Here is a 23,285-nt window from a genome sequence, read left to right on the forward strand (position 1 = left end):
AGCGGAAAGCGGCGCGGCTCAGCGCACGGGGTGTCCCGCTCCCCGCAGCGTCTCCTTGACCTCGCCGATCCGCAGATCCCCGAAGTGGAAGACCGAAGCGGCGAGGACCGCGTCCGCGCCCGCCTCGATCGCGGGCGGGAAGTGATCGAGGCGGCCCGCGCCGCCGGACGCGATGACCGGGACGGTGACGTGACGTCGTACCGCCGCGATCATCTCGATGTCGTAGCCGTCCTTCGTGCCGTCCGCGTCCATCGAGTTGAGCAGGATCTCCCCCGCGCCGAGCTCGGCGGCCTGGTGCGCCCACTCGACGGCGTCGATCCCGGCGGACTTGCGGCCGCCGTGAGTCGTCACCTCGAAGCTCCCGGAAGCGGTACGCCTCGCGTCCACCGACAGGACGAGCACCTGGCGGCCGAAACGCTCCGCGATCTCGCGGATCAGCTCCGGGCGGGCGATGGCGGCCGTGTTGACGCCCACCTTGTCCGCGCCGGCCCGCAGCAGCTTGTCGACGTCCTCGGCCGTGCGGACACCGCCGCCCACCGTGAGCGGGATGAAGACCTGCTCGGCGGTGCGGCGGACCACGTCGTACGTCGTCTCGCGGTTGCCTGAGGACGCGGTGATGTCCAGGAAGGTGAGCTCGTCGGCGCCCTCGGCGTCGTACACCTTGGCCATCTCGACGGGGTCGCCCGCGTCGCGCAGGTTCTGGAAGTTGACGCCCTTGACGACACGGCCGTTGTCCACGTCGAGGCAGGGAATCACCCGTACGGAGAGCGTCATTTCCGGTCACCCGCCCTCGGGCCGTAGGCCTCCACCTCGACCTCGACGACCAGACTCGGGTCGATGAAGCCGGAGACGATGAGCATCGACGCGGCGGGGCGGACGTCGTCGAAGAGCTCCTTGTGGGCCCGGCCGACCTCCTCCACGTCGCGTGCGTGGGTCAGGTACATGCGGGTGCGTACGACGTGCTCCCGGCCGAGGCCCAGCTTCTTCAGGGCGTCGAAGGCGACCTGGAAGGCGTTCATGGCCTGCTCGTAGGGGGTCCCGGCGTCTATGACGCCGTCCACCACCGACGTGCAGCCTGACACCATGACGAGGCCGTTGGGCAGCTCGACGGCGCGGGAGTAGCCGATGGCCTCCTCCCACGGTCCGCCGGAGTTCACCCTGCGCACGAGGTACGTCATGACGAGGCCACCGCGGCGAGCGCCTCTTCGAGCGTGAAGGCCTTCGCGTACAGCGCCTTGCCGACGATGGAGCCCTCGACGCCCTGCGGGACGAGCTCGGCGATCGCGCGCAGGTCGTCCAGCGAGGAGACGCCGCCGGAGGCGACGACCGGGCGGTCGGTGGCCGCGCAGACGTTGCGCAGGAGCTCCAGGTTGGGGCCCTGCAGCGTGCCGTCCTTGGCGATGTCCGTCACCACGTAGCGGGCGCAACCCTCGGCGTTCAGGCGCTCCAGGGTCTCGTACAGGTCGCCGCCGTCGCGGGTCCAGCCGCGCCCGCGCAGCGTCGTGCCGCGTACGTCGAGGCCGACCGCGATCTTGTCGCCGTGCGACGCGATGACCTTGGCGACCCAGTCCGGGGTCTCCAGGGCCGCCGTGCCGAGGTTCACGCGCGTGCAGCCGGTGGCGAGCGCGGCTTCCAGGGACGCGTCGTCGCGGATGCCGCCGGAGAGCTCCACCTTGATGTCCATCGCGCCCGCCACCTCGGCGATGAGCGCGCGGTTGTCGCCGGTGCCGAACGCGGCGTCCAGGTCGACGAGGTGCAGCCACTCGGCGCCCGACCGCTGCCAGGAGAGGGCGGCCTCGAGGGGGGAGCCGTAGGAGGTCTCCGATCCGGACTCGCCGTGGACGAGGCGCACGGCCTGGCCGTCGCGGACGTCGACGGCGGGAAGGAGTTCGAGCTTGCTCACAGAGATCCCTGACATTCCTAGAGGGTTCCGATCCAGTTGGTGAGGAGCTGGGCGCCGGCGTCGCCGGACTTCTCGGGGTGGAACTGGGTGGCCCACAGCGCGCCGTTCTCGACGGCGGCCACGAAGGGCTCGCCGTGCGTGGTCCAGGCGACCTTGGGCGCACGGAAGGCGGGGTTCCCGGCCTCGAAGTCCCAGTGGTGCACGGCGTACGAGTGCACGAAGTAGAAGCGGGCTTCGGCGTCGAGGCCCGCGAACAGCTCGGAGTCGTCCGCGGCCTTGACCGTGTTCCAGCCCATGTGCGGGACGATGTCGGCCTTGAGCGGCTCGACGGTGCCGGGCCATTCGTCCAGACCCTCGGCCTCCACGTCGTGCTCGATGCCGCGCGCGAAGAGGATCTGCATGCCGACGCAGATGCCCATCACCGGGCGGCCGCCCGCGAGCCTGCGGCCCACGATCCAGTCGCCGCGCGCTTCCTTGAGCCCCTGCATGCAGGCGGCGAAGGCGCCGACGCCGGGGACGAGGAGGCCGTCGGCGTTCATGGCCTTGTCGTAGTCACGGGTGATCTCGACGTCCGCGCCGGCCCGCGCGAGGGCGCGCTCGGCGGAACGGACGTTCCCGAAGCCGTAGTCGAAGACGACGACCTTCTTGCGGGGATTCTGGGGAGTGCTCATGTCGCGTCCGCCCCTCAGTTCCAGTAGTCGAGCCGCATGATCCCCGCCGCCAGGCACATCACCGCGGCGATGGAGAGCAGCGTGATCAGACCTTTGGGCATCCCCTGCTTGACGAAGGAGATGATGCCGCCGATCAGGAAGAGACCGACGACGATCAGGATGGTGTTCAGACCGGTCATGGCTTTACAGCGCGCCCTTCGTGGAGGGGAGGATTCCGGCGGCGCGCGGGTCACGCTCGGACGCGTAACGCAGCGCGCGGGCCAGGGCCTTGAACTGGCACTCCACGATGTGGTGGGCGTTGCGGCCGTACGGCACGTGCACGTGCAGGGCGATCTGGGCCTGCGCGACGAAGGACTCCAGGATGTGCCGGGTCATCGTCGTGTCGTACGTGCCGATCATCGGCGCCATGGTCTCGGGCTCGGTGTGCACGAGGTAGGGGCGGCCGCTCAGGTCGACGGTCACCTGGGCGAGCGACTCGTCGAGCGGGACCGTGCAGTTGCCGAAGCGGTAGATGCCCACCTTGTCGCCGAGCGCCTGCTTGAAGGCGGCGCCGAGCGCGAGGGCGGTGTCCTCGATGGTGTGGTGCGTGTCGATGTGCAGGTCGCCCTCGGTCTTGACCGTGAGGTCGAAGAGGCCGTGGCGGCCGAGCTGGTCGAGCATGTGGTCGTAGAAACCGACACCCGTCGAGACGTCGACCTTGCCGGTGCCGTCGAGATCGATCTCGACGAGGACCGACGTCTCTTTCGTGGTCCGTTCCGTTCTTCCGACACGGCGATCGCGAGTCATGCCTGCTGCTCCTTCTTGAGTTCGCGTACCGCATCGAGGAACGCGTCGTTCTCTTCCGGGGTTCCTGCGGAGACCCGCAGCCATCCCGGCACTCCGTTGTCCCGGACCAGGACGCCCCGGTCGAGGATCCGCTGCCAGACCGCGTGGGCGGCTCCTTCGCCCTCGAACCGCCCGAACTGGACGAAGTTGGCGTCGGAGTCGGTCACTTCGTAGCCGATCGCACGCAGCTCGCTCACCAGCCGGTCGCGCTCCCGCTTCAGCTGCTCGACGTACTTCAGGAGCGTGTCGGTGTGCTCCAGGGCGGCCAGCGCGGTGGCCTGCGTGACGGCCGACAAGTGATACGGCAGGCGCACGAGCTGTACGGCGTCGACGACCGCGGGGTCGGCGGCGAGGTAGCCCAGGCGCAGTCCCGCCGCGCCGAAGGCCTTCGACATGGTGCGGGACACGACGAGATTCGGCCGCCCCGCGAGCAGCGGGAGCAGCGAGTCGCCGTGGCTGAACTCGACGTACGCCTCGTCGATCACCACCATCGAGGGCCCCGCGGCCTGCGCGGCTTCGTAGAGCGCGAGGACCGTTTCGGCCGAGACGGCGTTGCCCGTGGGGTTGTTGGGCGTGGTGATGAAGACGACGTCGGGCTGGTTCTCGGCGATGGCCTTCGTCGCCGCTTCGACGTCGATCGTGAAGTCGTCGCCGCGGGGGCCTGAGATCCAGCCCGTGCCGGTGCCGCGCGCGATGAGGCCGTGCATCGAGTACGAGGGCTCGAAGCCGATGGCGGTACGGCCGGGCCCGCCGAAGGTCTGCAGCAGCTGCTGGATGACTTCGTTCGAGCCGTTGGCCGCCCAGACATGGGCGAGGGTGACCTCGTGGCCGCCGGTCTCAGTGAGGTAGCGCGCGAGCTCGGTGCGCAGCTCGACCGCGTCGCGGTCGGGGTAGCGGTTGAGGTCGCGTGCCGCCTCGCGGACGCGCTCGGCGATGCGCTCGACGAGCGGCTCGGGGAGCGGGTACGGGTTCTCGTTCGTGTTCAGACGTACGGGTACGTCGAGCTGCGGGGCGCCGTAGGGGGACTTCCCGCGCAGTTCGTCGCGTACGGGAAGGTCGTCGATCCTGGTCACTTGCTCTCCGGCACCTTCCATCCGAACCTCGCCTTGATCGCCGCACCGTGCGCGGGCAGATCCTCGGCCTCGGCGAGCGTCACCACGTGCTGGGCGACATCGGCGAGCGCGTCGCGCGTGTAGTCGACGATGTGGATGCCGCGCAGGAACGACTGGACGCTGAGCCCCGAGGAGTGGCAGGCACAGCCGCCGGTCGGCAGGACGTGGTTGGAGCCCGCGCAGTAGTCGCCGAGCGAGACGGGGGCCCAGGGGCCCACGAAGATCGCGCCGGCGTTCTTCACGCGGTCCGCGACGGCGGCGGCGTCCGCGGTCTGGATCTCCAGGTGCTCGGCGCCGTACGCGTCGACGACCCGCAGGCCCTCGTCCACGCCGTCGACCAGCACGATCGCGGACTGCCTGCCCGCCAGGGCGGGGACGATCCGGTCCTCGACGTGCTTGGTCGCCGCGACCTGCGGCTGAAGCTCCTTGGCGACCGCGTCGGCCAGGGCCACGGAGTCGGTGACCAGGACGGCGGCGGCGAGCGGGTCGTGCTCGGCCTGGCTGATCAGGTCGGAGGCGACGTGCACGGCGTCGGCCGTGTCGTCGGCGAGGACCGCGATCTCGGTCGGTCCGGCCTCGGTGTCGATGCCGATGCGCCCGGTGAAGTAGCGCTTGGCGGCGGCGACCCAGATGTTGCCGGGTCCGGTGACCATGTTGGCCGGGGCGCAGGTCTCGGTGCCGTACGCGAACATCGCGACGGCCTGGGCGCCGCCCACGGCGTACACCTCGTCGATGCCGAGGAGCGCGCAGGCGGCGAGGATCGTCGGGTGCGGAAGGCCGTCAAAGTCCTTCTGCGGCGGGGACGCGAGCGCCATCGACTCGACGCCCGCCTCCTGTGCCGGGACCGCGTTCATGATCACGGACGACGGGTAGACGGAACGGCCGCCCGGGGCGTAGAGCCCGACGCGCTCGACCGGAACCCACTTCTCGGTGACCGAGCCGCCGGGCACGACCTGGGTGGTGTGCGGGGCGCGGCGCTGCTCGCGGTGGACGATGCGGGCGCGGCGGATCGACTCCTCGAGCGCCTCGCGCACGAGCGGGTCGAGGCCGGCCAGGGCCTCGGCGATGGCGGTCGCGGGGACACGGACCTGCGCGAGGCGTACCCCGTCGAACTTCTCCGCGTATTCGATCAGCGCCGCGTCGCCACGATGATGCACGTCCTTGCAGATGGGCCGCACCTTCTCCAGGGCGGTCGCGACGTCGAAGTCGGCACGGGGCAGCAGGGCGCGCAGGGCGGGGCCCTCGGGGAGGGCGTCACCGCGCAGATCGATTCGGGAGATCACATGGCCAATTCTCTCAGACCCTGAATCCCGGGCCGAACGCCGTATCACTGGCTGATATGGACCCGCCCGTAACCCACCACCGCCCTGCCTGAAGCGCTTCGCGCCGCCCCTCGCTTTTCGGGAGGCGACGTTCACCACTAGCGTTCAGCCCGTCACAGAGCGGGCATGAACAGGTGTACGAAGCCATGACATCGCAGCAGTACGGGGAGGACAACAGCAGTGGTCGACGACACCGGCACCGGTGATCCGCCGGACGGGCTGACCGCCGCCGAGATCGGCATGTGGCAGGCCTTCCGCAACGGCAGCGTCTACGACCTCCGGTCGGGGGACGCGATGGCGGACGATCCGCACGGCGGCCACCCCTGGGGTCCGGAGCGCAGCGTGCGCGCGCGCATCGTGTGCTGGCTACTGCTCGACGGGCCGCCCGCGCTCTCTGGCCGGGTCTCGTCACTGAAGCTCTCGGGCCTCCAGATCACGGACGTACTCGATCTGGCGGGCGGCGAGATCGTGCCGTACGCGGAGCTGAAGCACTGCCGCTTCGAGAAGGAAATACTGCTCCCCGAGGCCAAATTCACCACGTTGCGCCTCGTCAACTGCTCGATCCCGCGCGTGGAGGCGGCCCGCCTGCACACGGAGGGCGACCTGCATCTGCCGCGCTGCCGGATCCACAACGGCATGCGGCTCACGGACGCCCAGATCGGCACCGACCTGCTGATCAACCAGGCCGTGATCTACCGCGACCGGCGGGGCAACTCGATCATGGGCGACGGACTCTCGGTCGGGCAGGACCTCCAGGCCGAGATGATGGAGTCGCACGGCCAGCTGAGCCTGCGCGGCGCGAAGGTCGGCGTCTCCTTCAGCCTGCGCGGCAGCAAGCTCGCCAATCCGTACGGCCAGCGGGCGCTCAACGCCCCGCAGATGACCGTGGAACGCACGCTGTACATGACCCCCGCCGCGCTCGGCGATCCCCCCATGACCAGCGGCACCACTCCCCCGCGCGGCACCCGCGTCCAGCGCTTCGAGTGCCAGGGCGGCATCCGGCTCGACGACGGGCGCTTCGGGGACGCCGTCGACCTGGCTCAGGCGCGCTTCACCCTGGAGAACGACCAGGAGGTCTCGCTGCGCCGCGTCCAGACCCCCGAGCTGCGCTTCCTCGGCGAGGCCCCGCAGCGCGGCAAGGTCATTCTGTCCGGCGCCAAGGTCGTCACCCTGATCGACAAGTCGACCAGCTGGCCCGGCCCAGGCGGCCTCCAGATGGGCGGCTTCAGCTACGAGAGCCTCGTCCCGCAGGGCAGCTTCCCGCTCTCCCGGCGGCTGAGCTGGGTGGCGGCCGCGACCGCCGAGTACAACCCCGAGCCGTACGAGAAGCTGGCCGCCGTCCTGCGCAACGGCGGCGAGGACGCCGATGCCCGCGAAGTCCTGCTCGCCAAGCAGCGCAGACGCCGCGAGACCCTGCCGCTCGCGGCGAAGCTCTGGGGCTTCGCCCAGGACTGGACGGTGGCCTACGGCTACCGGCCGGGCCGCGCCGCCCTCTGGATGGCGGTGCTCTGGGCGGTGAGCGCGGTGGCCTTCTCCCGCGCCGACCACCCGGCGATCAAACCGGGCGAGCATCCGAACTGGAACCCCGCCCTCTTCTCCCTCGACCTGCTGCTCCCGGTCATCAACCTCGGCCAGGACAGCTACTGGCAGCTTCGTGGCGGCTGGCAGTGGTTCGCGGCCATCCTGATCCTGCTCGGCTGGGTGCTCGCGACGACGGTCGCGGCGGGGGCGACGAGGCTGCTGCGGAGGAACTGAGTGTCGCTGGCGGGGCCCCTTGAGCCTACCGAGCCCACCGGAAGCCCACCGAGAAGCAGAGATTTTACTTGCCCTTGACCACGTGTCAGGCAACCGAACGACCGATGCGAAAGCGTCACCGGCCGCCCCCTGGCACTGCCTCGACCTGCGGATTTCAATACCCACACGATGGCATTTCTGCGCGCCCTGATCCGCACCGCACGCATGGTCAGGAACACCCCGCTCCTCGCCGCCGGTCTGACCCCCGACGACGAGGTGCTCCTCGACGCGCCCGACGACCGGCTCGGCCCCGCGCTGGTCGCCGCGGGCCGCGGCGACTACGGCCCCGCCGCCAAGCTGCTCGCCATGACGCGCGAGGGCAACGAATGGGAGAACCGCGACCGCTACACGACGCGTCTGGCCGCCTTCGCCCGCTCCCGCTCCGAGTGGTTCGACGACTGGCAGGCCGCCGCGCCGCACGACCCGGACGCGCTGCTGGTCAGGGCCGAGCTCGCGGTCGTCCGCGGCTGGGAGTCGCCCGCCCGCGCCGAGCTCCTTCGCGAGACGGCGCCCCTGATCACCGCTGCCGCCGAGGCGGACCCGCGCGACCCCGTGCCGTGGCGGATCGCCCTGGACCACGCGCGCGGCACCCATGCCCCGCACTCGGTCTTCGACGCGCTCCGGGCCGAGGCGGTGCACCGCTCCTCGCACCACTACGGCTGCCACGCCTCGGCGCTCCAGTACCTCTCGGCGTCCTGGTACGGCTCCCACCGCGAGTGCTTCGACTTCGCCGAGCAGGCCGCCCGGGACGCGCTGCCCGGCTCGCTGATCCAGGCCCTGCCCGCGCGGGCGGCGTACGCGTACCTCACCAGCGCTTCGGGGAGCGTGCCGCGCGAGCGTCTGGACGCCGCGGCCGACCTCGGGATCGCCCTGTCCCGGGAGTACGAGGCCGGGGACCCGTGGCCCGCGGAGGTCCGCAACGTCCTCGCGTTCGTCCTCGTACGCCTGGAGCGGTGGAGCGACGCCCTCGAACAAATGCGTCTCATCGGGCCCTGTGCGACCTCCTTCCCCTGGGACCGCATGTCCGACGATCCGCTCGGCCAGTTCCTGGAGCTGCGCGACGGCGTACGCATCGAGGTGGCCTCCGGGACCCCGCTGCGCACCGGTGGCGGACGTGCGGGCGCCAAAGACCATTAGGCTTGCAGCTCGTGACCACCGTCCGGCTTCCGCTCTTCCCGCTCAACTCGGTGCTGTTCCCGGGACTCGTGCTCCCGTTGAACGTGTTCGAGGAGCGCTATCGCGCCATGATGCGCGACCTGCTCAAGACTCCCGAGGAGGAACAGCGCCTGTTCGCGGTCGTCGCGATCCGCGACGGCCTCGAGGTGGCGCCGAGCGCCCCGGGGCTCCCGGACCCCACCGCGCAGCCCGAGCAGGGCCCGACCGCCGGCTTCGGCGACGACCCGCTCAAGGCCTTCCACGCGGTGGGCTGCATCGCGGACGCGGCGACGATCAGGGAGCGCGCCGACGGCGGCTTCGAGGTGCTCGCCACCGGCACCACCCGCGTACGCCTGCATTCCGTGGACGCATCGGGCGCCTTCCTGACCGCGGAGGTCGAGGAGCTGCCCGAGGAGCCGGGCGAGGAGGCGGGCGCGCTTGCCGAGGGCGTCCTGCGGGCCTTCCGCGCCTACCAGAAGCGTCTTGCCGGGGCGCGTGAGCGGTCCCTTTCCACGGGCGCGGAACTGCCGGACGACCCGTCCGTGGTGTCGTATCTGGTCGCGGCCGCCGCCGTCCTCGACACCCCCACGAAGCAGCGGCTCCTGGAGGCGCCCGACACGGCGTCGCGCCTGCACGACGAGCTGAAAGTCCTTCGCGCCGAGACCGCGATCATCCGTAACCTGCCGTCGTTGCCCGCGACGGACCTCACGCGCGGCACCACCAGTCTCAACTGACGTAAGGCGGGAGCGCTTTGGCGAAGAAGCAGAAGAAACAGCAGTCGGGCGGCGGCACCCCGGCGACGGTGGCCCTCACCGCGGCGGGCGCCGACCACACCGTCCACGCCTACGAGCACGACCCCGCGCACCCCTCGTACGGCGAGGAGGCGGCGCAGGCCATGGGCGTCTCCCCCGACCGGGTCTTCAAGACCCTGGTAGCGGAGGTGGACGGCGAGCTGACGGTGGCCGTGGTCCCGGTGGCGGGCAGCTTGAACCTCAAGGCCCTGGCCACGGCGGTCTCCGGCAAGCGCGCGGTGATGGCGGACCCCGCGGCCGCCGAACGCACCACGGGGTACGTACGGGGCGGCATCTCGCCGCTGGGCCAGCGCAAGAAGCTCCGCACGGTCCTGGACGACTCGGCATCCTCGCACGCCACGATCTGCGTCTCGGCGGGCCGCCGGGGCCTGGAAGTGGAACTGGCCCCCGGTGACCTGGCGCGCCTCACGGGCGCGGTACTGGCCCCGATCGGGCGTGAATAGGCTCTCGACGGGGGCCGCGAGTTCGACTAGTACCACCCTCATGTCGAAGAAGACGCGCAAGAGGAAGTGGCGGGTGCGCAAGGGCAAGGCGAACCACGGAAGGCGCCCCGCCTGACGTCACCAGGATCCCGGCCGGCAACCAGGGCGGTCTCACGCCCCGGCCGAGTCCGAGCCGCCCTCTGTCCGCCCGGGGTCCCCGTGGGGCAGGGGGTACGGCTCGGGGTCCCGCGGCCCGAAGAGCCCGGTAAGACCCAGGTGCACGAGCAGCGCGGCCACGGGCCAGGCGAGCAGCGCGCCCTTGGCCTTGAGCTCCATGGGGGCGTCGAACGCCACGCCCTTGCCCACGGACTTCGCGTGGGCGACTACATCCGTCTCGGGCCCGAGGAAGATCCCCAGCCGCCAGGCGAGCACGCCCCCCAGCAGGCTCCCGGCCGTCAGCCCGACGACCAGCGGAATGCCGCCCCGCCTGCGCAGCAGGAAGACCACGGCGCCGCTCACCGCGCCGAACGCGAGCGCGAGCAGAGTGAACGTTCCGTCGACCCCGATCGCCTGCTCCCCCTCGGTGTCCTTCAGGTACACCGTGTCGCTGTCGGCGATCAACGGCACGCGGGGCGCGAGCCACAGCCACAGCAGCCCGAGCAGGACGCCACACACGGCCACCACGATCGCGATCACCGCCGCTTGCCGCACTTCGGTCTTCATGTCGGGCCCGTCCTCCTCGTCCGTCGGCGGGAGAACGGCTCCGGACGGCTGAGCGGCTTGCTGCCAGGGGTCGTGCGGGGGCCGGTCGTGGGGCGGCTGGGAGGGCGTCAGCGGTGCAGTCACCCACACATGGTGCCAGTACTGCCTGAGGACCGCTTCACCACTGCCTGAGGACGGCTTCGTCGCACGGCAACGACCGCGTCAGCGCACGGCCGCACGGCGGTAGGCCCAGGTGGCGATCGCGAGCGAGGCGACGCCGACCCCCGCGCAGACCGCGAGATCGAGGACGACGATCGCCCAGTCCGGGTGCGGCCCGAAGGTATGGGCGAACGCCTCGACTCCGTACGTCGAGGGCAGCAGGTCACGCGCGTACTGCAGGAACTCAGGCATCCGCTCGGCCGGGAGCACACCGAGGAGCAGCGCCGCCGACATGCCCAACTGGCCGAGCAGTGTGGCCAGTTCGGGGCGGGGTGCGAGCAGGCCGAGGGCGGCACCGAGTCCGGCGAGCGCGGCACCGGCCAGCGGGATCACCGCGGCGAGCACCCAGAGGTTCGCCATCGGCAGCCCGAACAGAGCGCACCCGACGACCGCGGTGACGAGTGTGCCCGGCACGGTGAACGAGGCGTAGGCCGCCGCGGCCCCGAGGACCACCGCGGCGGGCGGCACGGGCAGCGTGGCGTAGTGGTCGAGCCCTCCGTCGGACCGTAGCTGCCCGAAGTACTGCGCGAGCAGGTTGAGCGCGACGAACGCCACGACGAGCACGGAGGACCCGGCGACGACGGCGCGCGCCTCACCGCCCCCGTCGACGACGCCCCGCATGAGGATCATGATCCCGACGGACTGGAAGGTGGCCACGAAGAGCAGCGGGATGCGCGCGACGCGCGCCCGGGACAGCTGCGCCCGGTAGACGGCCGCGAGCGCGGGAAACAGCCGCGCCCGGGGCCCCAGGGGCTCGGCGGCCTCGGCCTGCCACTCACGGTCGTCGGCCCGTACGGCCGCTTCCAGGGGAACGGCACTCACCGAACGGTCCTCCTGCTGTCGCTGTTCATCCGCCCGGTGAAGCTCACGCCTTCACCAGCCCTTCCCCGTTCCCGCCCAGGGCGAGATACACGTCCTCCAAGCTCGGTGTGGCCAAGGTGAAGTCGTCCAGCGCGGCGAAGGCGGCACCGCCGGTGACCGCCGCGACGGCCGCCCGTGCCTCGTCGGGGGCGAGCCGCAGGGACCAGCGCCGGCCGGACTCCACCGCGGACGAGCGCAGCGCGGCCACCTCGGGGACGTCGAGCGGCGCCCGCTCCCGCCAGACGAGCTCGACGCGCACCTCGCCCGCGACCTGTTCCTTCAGCCCCACCGGGGTGTCGCAGGCGATGACCTTGCCGTGGTCGAGCACGGCGACGCGATCCAGGACGGTCTCGGCCTCGATGACGTTGTGGGTGACGAGCACCACCGTCGCGCCGTGCTCGGCCCTGCGCCGGTCGACCGCGCCCCAGACGGCGCGGCGCGCGATGGGGTCCATGCCGGTCGTCGGCTCGTCGAGGACGAGGAGCGGCCGCTCCCCCACCAGGGCGGTGGCGAAGCAGGCGAGCCTGCGCTGCCCGCCGGAAAGCTTCTTCAGGGGGCGCGACGCGAGGCCGGTGAGCGCGAGTTCTTCGAGTACGCCGTCCCGCTCGGCCCGCGCCGAGCGCACGTCGAGGCCGCGCAGCCGTGCGGTCGTCTCGACGGCTAGCGAGACCGTCAGCTCGTCGAGCGCGGTGGACTCCTGTCCCAGGTACGCGAGGATCCGCGCGGCCCGCTGGGGGTGGCGCAGGATGTCGTGCCCGAGGATCTCGACGCTTCCGCTGTCGGGCCGCATCAGGCCGGTCAGCTGACGTACGAGGGTGGACTTGCCGGCGCCGTTGGGTCCGAGAAGGCCGAAGATCTCGCCGCGCCTGACCTCCAGGCTGACGTTGTCGCTGGCGCGCACCTCGGGTGTCGCGGGCTTGCCGCGCCTGCCGCGGGCGGCGGGATACGTCTTGACGAGGTCGCGCACCGCGCAGACGACATCACTGCCGTGACCCTGTCGGAGTCCCTGTCGGACTGCCTGTGCCGAGCGCGTACTCACGAAGGACGAGGGTACGGGGTCCCGTGGCCGGTACGACGCCCGGGGCGCCCCGTACGCCCCGTATCAGTCATCTGCGGTGGTGTTCCGTCACTCGTTCGCGTGCCCGTTCGGTCACTCGCCGGAGCGGTCGCCCACCGGTGCGTGCTCCACCGCCGTGTGGACGTCGATCTCGCGCCAGAAGCCCGCCCTGATCGCGTACCGGTCGTGTTCGTCGATCTGGTCGTCCTTGTGCGCGAGCAGGCCGAAGCGGGCCGCGTACCGCAGGAGCTCGCCGTCTACGCGGTGCGGGATGCGCGGGTACATCGTCGAGAGTTTCTGCAGGTTGTGCTGTTCCGGCAGGCGGGCCATCCAGCGGCGCGCGAACACCTGCCCGACCTCGAAGGGGTCGCCGCCGACGGTGGTGATGTCCTCCTCGCGGTCCGCCCAGCGCTGCTCGGCCGTCGTCAGCTGGGCGAGTGTCGGCAGGGCGGCGGCCTCCGGGCTCTCCGCGGCGCCGCCGGGGCGCTCGACCCAGCCCTTGTCGGAGGACCAGCGCAGTGTGGCGTTGGTGGGGTGCTGTGCGGCCTGGGTACCGGGGCCGCGCAGGGCGGCCAGGTCCTTGGGGGTGGGCACGCCCTTGCCCGGCGGGATGTGGTGGGCGCCGCCGCTGTCGCCGTTGGCCCCGGCTTCGGGGTGCCGGCCGTCCTGGGCGTGCTGCCCGTCATGGCCGTGCCGGCCGACTCCGGCGGCCTCGTCGGCGGCCCGCTGGGCGCTGGCCGCGAGCGCGGACTCCGGCAGGGGGGCGGAGAGGATGGCGGCGATCTCGGGGCGCGGGGCGGGAGAGGGCGCGCAGACGCCGGTGAGCTCCTTGGGGCGTACGGCCTTGGTGATCCAGGCCCGGTCCAGGACGCGCCGCTCGTCGGCCTCGGCCACGAGGTCCTCGGACTGGTTGTAGTCGCCGTCGGCGGCCTGGACGGCCCACAGGTGGACGGCGACGCCGTGTTCCTTGGCGGCCATCATGCCCGGCAGCAGGTCCCCGTCGCCGGTGACGAGCACGATGTCCGAGCAGGCGCGGTTGCGGGCCAGCTCGGTCAGCTCGGCATGCATGGCGGCGTCGACGCCCTTCTGGGCCCACCGTCCGTCGCTGCGGGTCAGGGCGCCGAGCCGCACCGTCACGCGGGGCATCACGCGCAGCCTGCGGTGCTCGGGCTGCGGTACGCGGTCGGGGGCTCCGTCGAACCAGTAGATCCGGAGCAGGGGGCGCTCGGTGTCGGATTCGGCGCGCTCACGGATGCCCTGGATCAGGGCGGTGTGATCGACGGTGATCCGGGACCGGGACGGCTCGCCCGCGAGGAGACTCGCGGCGGCACCCAGCAGATACCCGGCGTCCACCAGGACGATGCAGCGGTCCACGCGATCCACCCTCTTTCCCTGGAGATTCCCTGGAAGTAATGGTTCGGGTTTCCTTCGAGTCTGCCCGACCCTGGGGAGGTTAACGGCCGGAACTCGATCTTCGGCGTGGCGTATCTCGGCTTCCCTCTCCGACAGGGCTTATTACGCACGGTAATTCTCTGAAATGCGCAGGTTGTCGCCATATGTGAATCTGGTCGCGTCCTGGCCCCCAGATCCCCCTCAGGAGGAAGATCACCATGGCCAAGAACAAGAACCGTAAGCAGGGTGGCGACCAGAACCGCGCTTCGGCCGCGGAGCAGGCCCAGGAGCAGGCCAAGTCGTCCGCGGACCATGCCGAGCAGCGCGTGCAGTCCAACGTGCAGGCACAGGGCAGCCCGGCCGAGGTCGCGCGCAAGCACCAGCGCCGCTTCGGCCACAACTGACGCCACACAGGCGGATAAGCGTGAAGGGGCGCACCCCGGAATTCCGGGTGCGCCCCTTTCTTGTGCTTCTCCAGTGCCTGACGGAGTGACCTACCCGGCCAGGCAGGACGGGCCGAGCAGTACCTTCAGGTCACCGAAAAGGGCGGGATCCGGTTGTACGCGGTGACGGTCGAGGCGCAGCACCGTCGTCTTCTGGGACCCCTGGAGCTTGATCCGCACCTCGCTGTTGCCGCGGTGGTGGCTGAGGATCTCGCCGAGGCGGCTGACCATCGGCGGGGTCACCTTCACCGTCGGGATGGTGATCAGGACGGGCGCGTTGGTGCCCGCGTTCGACAGGTCGGGGACCTGGAGCTCCATCGCGACCAGGCGCGGCACGTCCTCGCGCTTGTCGAGGCGGCCCTTGACGAACACCACGGCGTCCTCGACGAGTTGCGTCGACACCAGCTGGTACGTCGCCGGGAAGAACATGCACTCGATGGAGCCCGCGAGGTCCTCGACGGTCGCGATCGCCCAGGCGTTGCCCTGCTTGGTCATCTTGCGCTGGAGGCCGGAGATGATGCCGCCGATGGTGACGATCGAGCCGTCCGAGTAGTCCCCGCCGGTGAGTTGTCCGATGCCCGCGTCGGCCTTGTCGGACAGGACGTGTTCCAGGCCGAACAGGGGGTGGTCGGAGACGTACAGACCGAGCATCTCCCGCTCCTGGGCGAGCAGGTACGTCTTCTCCCACTCGTCGGTGGAGAACTCCACGTCGAGCCCGAAGCCCGGCTCGTCCCCGCCGGACTCGTCGCCCATCCCACCGAAGAGGTCGAACTGCCCTTCCGCCTCCTTGCGCTTGACCTGCACCACGTTGTCGATCATGGGTTCGTACTGCGCGGTCAGGCCCTTGCGGGTGTGCCCCATGGTGTCGAAGGCGCCCGCCTTGATCAGTGACTCCGTGGTCCGCTTGTTGCAGGCGGCGGCCTCGACCTTGTCGAGGTAGTCGGGGAAGGAGGCGAACTTCCCCTTGGCCTTGCGGGAGCGGACGATCGACTCGACCACGTTCGTGCCGACGTTGCGGACGGCCTCCAGGCCGAAGAGGATCACGTCGTCGCCCTGGGCGGCGAAGTTGTGCACGGACTCGTTCACGTTGGGCGGCAGGACCTTGATGCCCATGCGCCGGCACTCGTTCAGGTAGATGGCCGACTTGTCCTTGTCGTCCTTCACCGAGGTGAGCAGCGCGGCCATGTACTCGGCGGGGTAGTTCGCCTTGAGATAGGCCGTCCAGTACGTGACGAGGCCGTACGCGGAGGAGTGCGCCTTGTTGAACGCGTATCCGGCGAAGGGGACCAGGACGTCCCACAGGGCCTGGATCGCGGCGTCCGAGTAGCCGTTCTTCTTCGCTCCCTCCTGGAAGAGGACGAAGTTCTTCGCCAGCTCGTCGGGCTTCTTCTTGCCCATCACGCGGCGCAGGATGTCGGCTTCGCCGAGGGAGTAGCCGGCGATGATCTGCGCGGCCTTCTGCACCTGCTCCTGGTACACGATGAGGCCGTAGGTCAGACCGAGCGTCTCCTTCAGGGGCTCTTCGAGCTCCGGGTGGATCGGCGTGATCTCCTGGCGGCCGTTCTTGCGCTCCGCGTAGTTGATGTGCGAGTTCATGCCCATCGGGCCCGGTCGGTACAGGGCCGATACGGCGGAGATGTCCTCGAAGTTGTCGGGCTGCATCTGGCGAAGCAGCGAACGCATCGGGCCGCCGTCGAACTGGAAGACGCCGAGCGTGTCACCGCGGCAGAGCAGTTCGAACGTCTTCGGGTCGTCCAGCGGGAGCGAGAGCATCTCCAGGTCGATGCCCTTGTCGTTGCGCACCATCTTGACGGCGTCGTCCATGATGGTCAGGTTTCGCAGACCCAGGAAGTCCATCTTGAGCAGGCCGAGCGCCTCGCACTGGGGGTAGTCCCACTGCGTGATCGTCACGCCGTCCGTGTGCCGCACCCAGATCGGCGCGTGGTCCACGATCGGCTCGCTGGACATGATCACGCCGGCCGCGTGCACGCCCATCTGCCGGACCAGGCCCTCCACACCCTTGGCGGTGTCGATGACCTTCTTCACGTCCGGCTCGTTCTCGTACATCGCCCGGATCTCGCCCGCCTCGCTGTAGCGCGGGTGCTTGGGGTCGGTGATGCCGGAGAGGTCGATGCCCTTGCCCAGGACGTCGGCGGGCATCGCCTTGGTGAGGCGGTCACCCATCGCGTACGGATATCCGAGCACGCGCGCGGAGTCCTTGATGGCGTTCTTCGCCTTGATCTTGCCGTACGTGCCGATCATGGCGACCTTGTCGGCGCCGTACTTCTCCGTCACGTACCGGATCACCTCGACGCGCCTGCGCTCGTCGAAGTCGATGTCGACATCGGGCATGGACACGCGCTCGGGGTTGAGGAACCGCTCGAAGATCAGGCCGTGCGTGATGGGGTCGAGGTCGGTGATGCCCATGGCGTACGCGACGATCGAGCCGGCCGCGGAGCCACGGCCGGGGCCCACCGCGATGCCGTTGTTCTTGGCCCACATGATGAAGTCGGCGACCACGAGGAAGTACCCCGGGAACCCCATCTGGATGATGATGTCCATCTCGTACTCGGCCTGCTGCTGCCGGTCCTCGGGGACACCGCCCGGATAGCGGCGCTCCATGCCGCGGCGGACCTCCTCCTGGAACCAGGTGACCTCGGTGAAGCCCTCCGGGATGTCGAACTTCGGCATGAGGTCGCGCTTCTCGAACATGCCGGTGGTGTCGATCTGCTCGGCCACCAGGAGCGTGTTGCGGCAGCCCTCCTGCCAGGCGTCCGAGGAGTCGATGGCGTACATCTCGTCCGTCGACTTCAGGTAGTAGCCGGTGCCGTCGAAGCGGAAGCGGTCGGGGTCCGAGAGGTTCTTGCCGGTCTGGATGCAGAGCAGGGCGTCGTGCGCGACGGACTCGTGCGCGTACGTGTAGTGCGAGTCGTTCGTCACCAGGGGCGGGATGCCGAGCTTCTTGCCGACCCGGAGCAGGTCGTCACGGACCCGGCGCTCGATGTCGATGCCGTGGTCCATCAGCTCCAGGAAGTACCGGTCCTTGCCAAAGATGTCCTGGTACTCGGCGGCGGCCTTCACCGCCTCGTCGAACTGCCCGAGGCGCAGGCGGGTCTGGAGCTCTCCCGAGGGGCAGCCGGTGGAGGCGATCAGGCCCTCCGACCACTGGGAGATCGTCTCCTTGTCCATGCGCGGCCACTTCTGCAGCCAGCCCTCGGCGTACGCGTCCGAGGACAGCCGGAAGAGATTGTGCAGACCGGTGTTGTTCGCCGCCCAGATCGTCTTGTGGGTGTAACCACCCGAACCGGACACGTCGTCACGCTTCTGGTGCGGCTGGCCCCACTTGATCTTCCGCTTGTTGCGGCGGGATTCGGGCGCCACGTACGCCTCGATGCCGATGATCGGCGTCACGCCCGCCTTCTGCGCCGAGTGGAAGAAGTCGTACGCCCCGTGGAGGTTGCCGTGGTCGGACATGGCGACGTGCGTCATGCCCATCTCATTACAGGCGTCGAACATGTCCTTGAGCCGCGCGGCACCGTCCAGCAGCGAGTACTGGGTGTGGACGTGGAGGTGCGTAAAGGGCGGCTTGGTCACGGCGGGAGGCCTCCGGAGAACTATCGGTGACAGGCTGCGGGCAGTCTGGGGGGACAGCGGGGAAGTCTAATCCGCGGCGCTGACAACCGCCGGGCACTCGGGGGTACCGTCGTGCGTTGGACTGGTCGGAGCACCTGTCCAAAATGTCATGCACCACCTGGCACCACCTGTTACCTGGAGGCACCCCGCGATGTCGGAACCGCAGCCCACCGCTGAGCAGCGCGGCGAGCAGATCCTCTCCGTCTTCGACACCGCGTTCGGCGAGCTGCTTGCCGCGGACCCCGCCGCGTTCCGGGTGAAGTTCAGGAAGATGGCCGGTTCCGCCTTCGCGTTCTACCGCGGCACGGCCTGCCTCTTCTACGGGGACCTGGAGCGCGAGCAGCACGGCGGTCCTTACCTGGACGAGCGCACGGGCCGGGTGTGGATCCACGGCGACCTGCACGCGGAGAACTTCGGCACGTACATGGACGCCCAGGGCCGCCTGATCTTCAACGTGAACGACTTCGACGAGGCGTACGTCGGCCCCTTCACCTGGGACCTGAAGCGCTTTGCGGCCTCCGTCGCCCTGATCGGGTACACGAAGGCGCTCAGCGACGAGCAGATCACCGACCTGGTGCGGATCTACGCCGCGGCGTACCGCGAGCGGATCCACGACCTGGCGACCGGCGCCAAGAGCGACGAGGTGCCGCCCTTCACCCTGGACACCGCCCAGGGGCCGCTCCTGGACGCGCTGCGCGACGCCCGCTCGCTGACCCGCTTCGGCCTCCTGGACTCCATGACGGAGATCCGCGACTTCGAGCGCCGCTTCGCCCCTGGCGGCGGCTCCATCGAGCTCGACGCGGCCACGCGGTACAAGGTCCTCGCCGCCTTCGACGGATATCTGGAGACGCTGCCCGACTCCTCGCTCACCCGCCCCGACTCCTACCGGGTCAAGGACGTGGTCGGCCGACGCGGCATCGGCATCGGCTCCGCGGGACTGCCCTCGTACAACATCCTCCTGGAGGGCAACAGCGACGCGCTGGAGAACGACGTCGTGATCTACCTCAAGCAGGCGCAGACCCCGGCCGTCTCGCGGCACATCACCGACGGCGCGGTCCGCGACTACTTCCAGCACGAGGGCCACCGCACGGTCATCTCGCAGCGCGCGCTCCAGGCGCACGCCGACCCGTGGCTGGGCTGGACCGAGCTGGACGGCTCCGGGCAGCTGGTCGCCGAGGTCTCTCCGTACGCCGTGGACCTGGACTGGTCGGACATCGACGACTGGGAGGAGATCGCCGCGGTCATCGCCGACCTGGGCCGCGCCACCGCCACGATGCACTCCGCCGCGGACGACGAGAGCGGCCACTCGGACCTGGTGCCGTTCTCCACGGAGCGTGCCATCGACGCCGCCATCGCGGCGGACGAAGAGAGCTTCGGGGACCTCCTCGTGGACTTCGCGCACGAGTACGGCGCGCGTGCCCGCAGGGACCACCAGATCTTCGTCGACCTGTTCCGCAACGGCCGGATTCCGGGTCTGTAGGCACGAAGACGACGCCGTGCAACTCATAGGCACCCTTTAGGGCTGCCTTACGCGAGCACATGGCACACTCGGCTGCGCTATGGACATATCCGGGACCCAGCTCAGAGCCGTGCGCGCGGCGCTCTTCACGGCGCTCGTCGTGACGCTCTCCGCCGCGTCGCACGTGCTGCTGTCCCGCGCCCCGCTGCCGCTGGTCACCGTCGCCGTGATCTCCGCCGCGGTCTTCGTCATCGCGTACGCGCTGGCGGGGCGTGAGCGGGGCTACGGCCGCATAGCCGCCCTGCTGATCCCGCTCGAGCTGGCCGCCGACACGGTGTTCACCGCGGGGCAGCACGTCTGTTACGGCCAGGCGGGCGGCCCCGTGGCGGGCCCGCTGCGCTCCGTCGGCTTCGACGTGCTCTGCGGCGGCACGAGCGTCGGCACGCCGCTGGCCCAGATGACCGGTGGTGACGGACACCGTGCCGCCGTGCTGCTCGCCGACGCCGAGCCGGGCACCGCCTGGCTGCTGCTCGGCGCGCACATCGCGGTGGGCCTGCTCGCGGCGGCCTGGCTGCGGCGCGGCGAACGCGCCCTGGCCCAGGTGCTGCGCGCGGTGGCCGCCGCCACCTTCCGGCCGCTGTTCGTCGCGGTCGCCGCGGTGGGCATCCGCCCGCGGCCCGTCCGGCGGGCCCCGCGCCCCGCGCGCCGGGTGCGTACCGCGCGTACGCGGCTTCTCGTGCACTTCGTGGGACGGCGTGGACCGCCGTGCTCGGCCGTCTTCGCCTGAGCACCACCGTCCCCACGCATGTCACCCCTACGGAGAACACCATCATGAGCAAGCGCAACAGCCAGGCGGCCAAGTCGGCGGCCCGCGAGCGGATCCGCGCCCAGCAGGAAGCCGAGCGCAAGCGGCAGAAGGCGAAGCGGACGATGATCGTCGGCGTCTCCGTCGTCGCGGTCCTGGCGATCGCGGGCGGCGTCGGCTATGCCGTCATGCAGGCCAACAAGCCCGACCACTGGGAAGCCGCCAAGGACGAGAAGCTGGTCAAGCCGGCCAACTCCGCGGGCACCGACGGCACGACCGTCGTCATCGGCAAGGACAGTGCCAAGAAGACCCTCAAGGTCTACGAGGACCCGCGCTGCCCGGTCTGCGCCAGCTTCGAGCAGACCGTGGGCCCGACGGTCGAGAAGGATCTGAAGGACGGCAAGTACAAGATCCAGTTCATCGGCGCGTCGTTCCTCGACCGCAACCTCACGGGTGAGGGCTCCAAGAACGCGCTCAGCGCCCTTGGCGCCGCCCTGAACGTGAGCGACCAGGCCTTCCTCGACTACAAGAAGGCGCTGTTCGCCAAGGAGAATCACCCCTCCGAGACGGAGGACAAGTTCAAGGACGACGCGTACCTGACCAAGATCGCGAACCAGGTCCCTGAGCTCAAGAAGAGCAAGACCTTCGCGAAGGACGTCAAGGACGGCACGTACGACCGCTGGGCCCTGGAGATGTCGGAGAAGTTCGACGACAACAAGGACGGCGTCGACGGCACGCCCTCCTTCGTCATGGACAGCGAGAAGCTGACCGGCTCCGACAAGAAGAACGCGCCCTCGACGGTCGAGGAGTACAAGGCGGCCATCGACGCCGCGCTCAAGGCCTGAGCGGACAGCAGGGCCGCTAGCTGAGCGGCCCACGGCGAAAGAGCGGGCGAACGTTTCGTGGTTCGCCCGCTCTTGGCGATTACCGATCAGTAAGGTGATCGCCCGTGACCAGTCGAAACAGCGATCACAGATCGCTCAACTCTCCCGCCGGATCGCTCGACTCACCGGCCAGATCGCTCAACTCCCCGGCGCCGAGCCGCCGTACGGTCGTCAAGGCCGCTGCCGCCACCGCGGCCCTCGCGCCGCTCGCAGCCGCTCCCCTCGCCCACGCCGCCGAAGGGCCCGCCTTCCACCACGGAGTCGCCTCGGGAGACCCGCTGCCCGACGGTGTCCTGCTGTGGACCCGGGTGACGCCGACACCGGAGGCCACGCCGGGCTCCGGCAAGGGGCCCGACACAGAGGTGAGCTGGCAGATAGCCGAGGACAAGGGTTTCACCCGGATCGTCGGCCACGGCAGCACGACCGCGCGGGCCACGGCCGACCACACCGTCAAGGCCGACGTAAGGGGCCTGAGCCCTGCCACCACCTATTACTTCCGCTTCTCCGTGGGCGGCTCCGCGGACGGCTCGGGCGGCGACGGCACCCCGGCGCACTCCCCCGTGGGCCGCACCCGCACCGCCCCCGCACACGAAGCGGCGGCCCCCGGCATCCGGTTCGGCGTGGTGTCCTGCGCCAACTGGGAGGCCGGTTACTTCTCCGCGTACCGCCATCTCGCGGCCCGCACCGAGCTCGACGCGGTGCTCCACATCGGCGACTACATCTACGAGTACCGGAGCGGCGAATACCCGGCAGCCGAGTACGGGGTGCGGCAGCACGAGCCGCGGCACGAGATCGTCAGCCTCGCCGACTACCGCACCCGGCACGGCGCCCACAAGACCGATCCGGACGCGCAGGCGATGCACGCGGCGCACCCCCTGATCGCGATCTGGGACGACCACGAGTTCGCCGACAACACCTGGTCGGGCGGCGCGGTGAACCACTCCCCGGAGGCCGAGGGCGGCTGGGCGCAGCGCATGGCGGCCGCCAAGCAGGCGTACTTCGAGTGGATGCCCGTACGCCCTTCCACTGAAGGGACCGTCTACCGTCGCCTGCGCTTCGGCAAGCTGGCCGATCTGCACCTGCTCGACCTGCGGTCCTTCCGCTCCGAGCAGGCGCGATTCGGCAGCGGGGACGTGGACGACCCGGACCGTACGATCACGGGCCGCGCCCAGCTCGACTGGCTGAAGGCGGGCCTGGCCTCGTCCGACGCCTCCTGGAAGCTGGTCGGCACCTCGGTGATGATCTCGCCGGTCGCCTTCGGTTCCGTGCCGGCCCATCTCCTAAAGCCCATCGCGGAGTTGCTCGGCCTGCCCAGGGAAGGCCTCGCCGTCAACGGCGACCAGTGGGACGGCTACACCGACGACCGCAAGGAGCTCATCTCCCACCTCGTCGACAAGGCGATCCGGAACACGGTCTTCCTCACCGGGGACATCCATATGGCGTGGGCGAACGACGTGCCGGTCAGGGCCGCCACGTATCCCGGATCGCCCTCCGCGGCCACGGAGTTCGTGGTCACGTCCGTGACCTCCGACAACGTGGACGACATCCTGCACGTCGCCCCGCACACCCTCTCGCTGGTCGCGGTCGGCGCGGTGAAGGCGGCCAACCGCCATGTGAAGTGGCTGGACATGGACTCGCACGGGTACGGCGTCCTCGACGTCACCACCGAGCGCTCACAGATGGACTACTTCGTCCTGTCCGACCGCAAGGACCCCGAAGCGACGTCCAAGTGGGCTCGTTCGTACCGCACCCTCAGCGGCACCCAGAGGGTCGAGCGGGCGTACTCGCCGGTGCGCTGACCGGGTCACGGGTGC

Annotated in this window: 22 protein-coding genes; 9 read left to right on the forward strand and 13 right to left on the reverse strand. The window is 70.2% G+C overall.

Annotated elements, in window-relative coordinates:
• Positions 1-18: 18 nt before the first annotated feature.
• From hisF to hisD, 8 genes are read right to left on the reverse strand one after another with little or no spacing between them, the layout of a single operon-like run.
• Entirely contained in the window at positions 19-774 is a 756-nt protein-coding gene (gene hisF, locus AB0I94_RS00430; RefSeq protein ID WP_363307139.1) for an imidazole glycerol phosphate synthase subunit HisF, read from the reverse strand.
• Positions 771-1,178, reverse strand: coding sequence for a RidA family protein (locus AB0I94_RS00435; RefSeq protein ID WP_363307140.1), 408 nt, complete (start codon positions 1,176-1,178; stop codon positions 771-773). The genes hisF and AB0I94_RS00435 overlap by 4 nt, the downstream gene beginning before the upstream one ends.
• Positions 1,175-1,903 (reverse strand): bifunctional 1-(5-phosphoribosyl)-5-((5-phosphoribosylamino)methylideneamino)imidazole-4-carboxamide isomerase/phosphoribosylanthranilate isomerase PriA, encoded by a 729-nt coding sequence (gene priA, locus AB0I94_RS00440; RefSeq protein WP_363307708.1) that lies wholly within the window; start codon positions 1,901-1,903, stop codon positions 1,175-1,177. The genes AB0I94_RS00435 and priA overlap by 4 nt, the downstream gene beginning before the upstream one ends.
• A gap of 17 nt (positions 1,904-1,920) precedes the next feature.
• A complete protein-coding gene (hisH, locus tag AB0I94_RS00445) occupies positions 1,921-2,574 on the reverse strand; it encodes an imidazole glycerol phosphate synthase subunit HisH (RefSeq protein ID WP_363307141.1) in 654 nt (217 codons plus the stop codon).
• Positions 2,575-2,588: 14 nt separating this feature from the next.
• Positions 2,589-2,753, reverse strand: coding sequence for a hypothetical protein (locus tag AB0I94_RS00450; protein ID WP_363307142.1), 165 nt, complete (start codon positions 2,751-2,753; stop codon positions 2,589-2,591).
• Positions 2,754-2,757: 4 nt separating this feature from the next.
• Complete coding sequence (gene hisB / locus AB0I94_RS00455; RefSeq protein WP_363307143.1) at positions 2,758-3,360, reverse strand: imidazoleglycerol-phosphate dehydratase HisB; 603 nt, start codon at positions 3,358-3,360, stop codon at positions 2,758-2,760.
• Positions 3,357-4,472, reverse strand: a complete 1,116-nt coding sequence (locus AB0I94_RS00460; protein WP_363307144.1) for a histidinol-phosphate transaminase — start codon at positions 4,470-4,472, stop codon at positions 3,357-3,359. The genes hisB and AB0I94_RS00460 overlap by 4 nt, the downstream gene beginning before the upstream one ends.
• Positions 4,469-5,794 (reverse strand): histidinol dehydrogenase, encoded by a 1,326-nt coding sequence (gene hisD, locus AB0I94_RS00465; RefSeq protein ID WP_363307145.1) that lies wholly within the window; start codon positions 5,792-5,794, stop codon positions 4,469-4,471. The genes AB0I94_RS00460 and hisD overlap by 4 nt, the downstream gene beginning before the upstream one ends.
• A 279-nt stretch (positions 5,795-6,073) precedes the next feature.
• Here hisD and AB0I94_RS00470 point away from each other — a divergent pair, with 279 nt between their 5' ends.
• The 4 genes from AB0I94_RS00470 to ybaK all read left to right on the forward strand — a co-directional run bounded on the left by AB0I94_RS00470 (position 6,074) and on the right by ybaK (position 10,037).
• Entirely contained in the window at positions 6,074-7,588 is a 1,515-nt protein-coding gene (locus AB0I94_RS00470) for an oxidoreductase (RefSeq protein WP_363307709.1), read from the forward strand.
• A 168-nt stretch (positions 7,589-7,756) separates the two neighbouring features.
• Positions 7,757-8,764 (forward strand): hypothetical protein, encoded by a 1,008-nt coding sequence (locus tag AB0I94_RS00475; protein WP_363307146.1) that lies wholly within the window; start codon positions 7,757-7,759, stop codon positions 8,762-8,764.
• Between the two features lie 11 nt (positions 8,765-8,775).
• Positions 8,776-9,516, forward strand: a complete 741-nt coding sequence (locus AB0I94_RS00480) for an LON peptidase substrate-binding domain-containing protein (RefSeq protein WP_363307147.1) — start codon at positions 8,776-8,778, stop codon at positions 9,514-9,516.
• Positions 9,517-9,533: 17 nt separating this feature from the next.
• On the forward strand, positions 9,534-10,037 hold the full coding sequence (gene ybaK, locus AB0I94_RS00485; RefSeq protein ID WP_363307148.1) for a Cys-tRNA(Pro) deacylase: 504 nt from the start codon (positions 9,534-9,536) through the stop codon (positions 10,035-10,037).
• 150 nt (positions 10,038-10,187) lie between these two features.
• Here the strand turns inward: ybaK and AB0I94_RS00490 are convergent, their stop codons facing one another.
• The 4 genes from AB0I94_RS00490 to AB0I94_RS00505 all read right to left on the reverse strand — a co-directional run bounded on the left by AB0I94_RS00490 (position 10,188) and on the right by AB0I94_RS00505 (position 14,229).
• Positions 10,188-10,862, reverse strand: coding sequence for a DUF2567 domain-containing protein (locus AB0I94_RS00490; protein WP_363307149.1), 675 nt, complete (start codon positions 10,860-10,862; stop codon positions 10,188-10,190).
• Between the two features lie 78 nt (positions 10,863-10,940).
• Positions 10,941-11,744, reverse strand: coding sequence for an ABC transporter permease (locus tag AB0I94_RS00495; RefSeq protein ID WP_363307710.1), 804 nt, complete (start codon positions 11,742-11,744; stop codon positions 10,941-10,943).
• A gap of 58 nt (positions 11,745-11,802) precedes the next feature.
• Positions 11,803-12,765, reverse strand: coding sequence for an ABC transporter ATP-binding protein (locus AB0I94_RS00500; RefSeq protein WP_363307150.1), 963 nt, complete (start codon positions 12,763-12,765; stop codon positions 11,803-11,805).
• 183 nt (positions 12,766-12,948) lie between these two features.
• Positions 12,949-14,229, reverse strand: coding sequence for an NYN domain-containing protein (locus tag AB0I94_RS00505; protein ID WP_363307151.1), 1,281 nt, complete (start codon positions 14,227-14,229; stop codon positions 12,949-12,951).
• Positions 14,230-14,465: 236 nt separating this feature from the next.
• On the opposite strand from AB0I94_RS00505, the gene AB0I94_RS00510 reads away from it, so the two are divergent.
• Entirely contained in the window at positions 14,466-14,651 is a 186-nt protein-coding gene (locus tag AB0I94_RS00510) for a hypothetical protein (protein ID WP_363307152.1), read from the forward strand.
• A 90-nt stretch (positions 14,652-14,741) separates the two neighbouring features.
• Here the strand turns inward: AB0I94_RS00510 and dnaE are convergent, their stop codons facing one another.
• On the reverse strand, positions 14,742-18,284 hold the full coding sequence (gene dnaE, locus AB0I94_RS00515) for a DNA polymerase III subunit alpha (protein WP_363307153.1): 3,543 nt from the start codon (positions 18,282-18,284) through the stop codon (positions 14,742-14,744).
• 190 nt (positions 18,285-18,474) lie between these two features.
• Here dnaE and AB0I94_RS00520 point away from each other — a divergent pair, with 190 nt between their 5' ends.
• The 4 genes from AB0I94_RS00520 to AB0I94_RS00535 all read left to right on the forward strand — a co-directional run bounded on the left by AB0I94_RS00520 (position 18,475) and on the right by AB0I94_RS00535 (position 23,270).
• The gene (locus AB0I94_RS00520; protein ID WP_363307154.1) at positions 18,475-19,803 is read left to right on the forward strand and encodes a DUF2252 domain-containing protein; all 1,329 of its coding nucleotides are present in this window, start codon (positions 18,475-18,477) and stop codon (positions 19,801-19,803) included.
• A gap of 79 nt (positions 19,804-19,882) precedes the next feature.
• Positions 19,883-20,569: a hypothetical protein gene (locus tag AB0I94_RS00525; RefSeq protein WP_363307155.1), complete on the forward strand. Its 687-nt coding sequence runs from the start codon at positions 19,883-19,885 to the stop codon at positions 20,567-20,569.
• Positions 20,570-20,613: 44 nt separating this feature from the next.
• Positions 20,614-21,432, forward strand: coding sequence for a thioredoxin domain-containing protein (locus AB0I94_RS00530; RefSeq protein WP_363307156.1), 819 nt, complete (start codon positions 20,614-20,616; stop codon positions 21,430-21,432).
• Between the two features lie 104 nt (positions 21,433-21,536).
• Positions 21,537-23,270, forward strand: a complete 1,734-nt coding sequence (locus AB0I94_RS00535) for an alkaline phosphatase D family protein (protein WP_363307157.1) — start codon at positions 21,537-21,539, stop codon at positions 23,268-23,270.
• The last annotated feature ends 15 nt before the right edge of the window (positions 23,271-23,285 follow it).

Origin of the sequence: Streptomyces sp. NPDC050147 (assembly GCF_040660195.1) — a bacterium.
Taxonomy (GTDB): domain Bacteria; phylum Actinomycetota; class Actinomycetes; order Streptomycetales; family Streptomycetaceae; genus Streptomyces.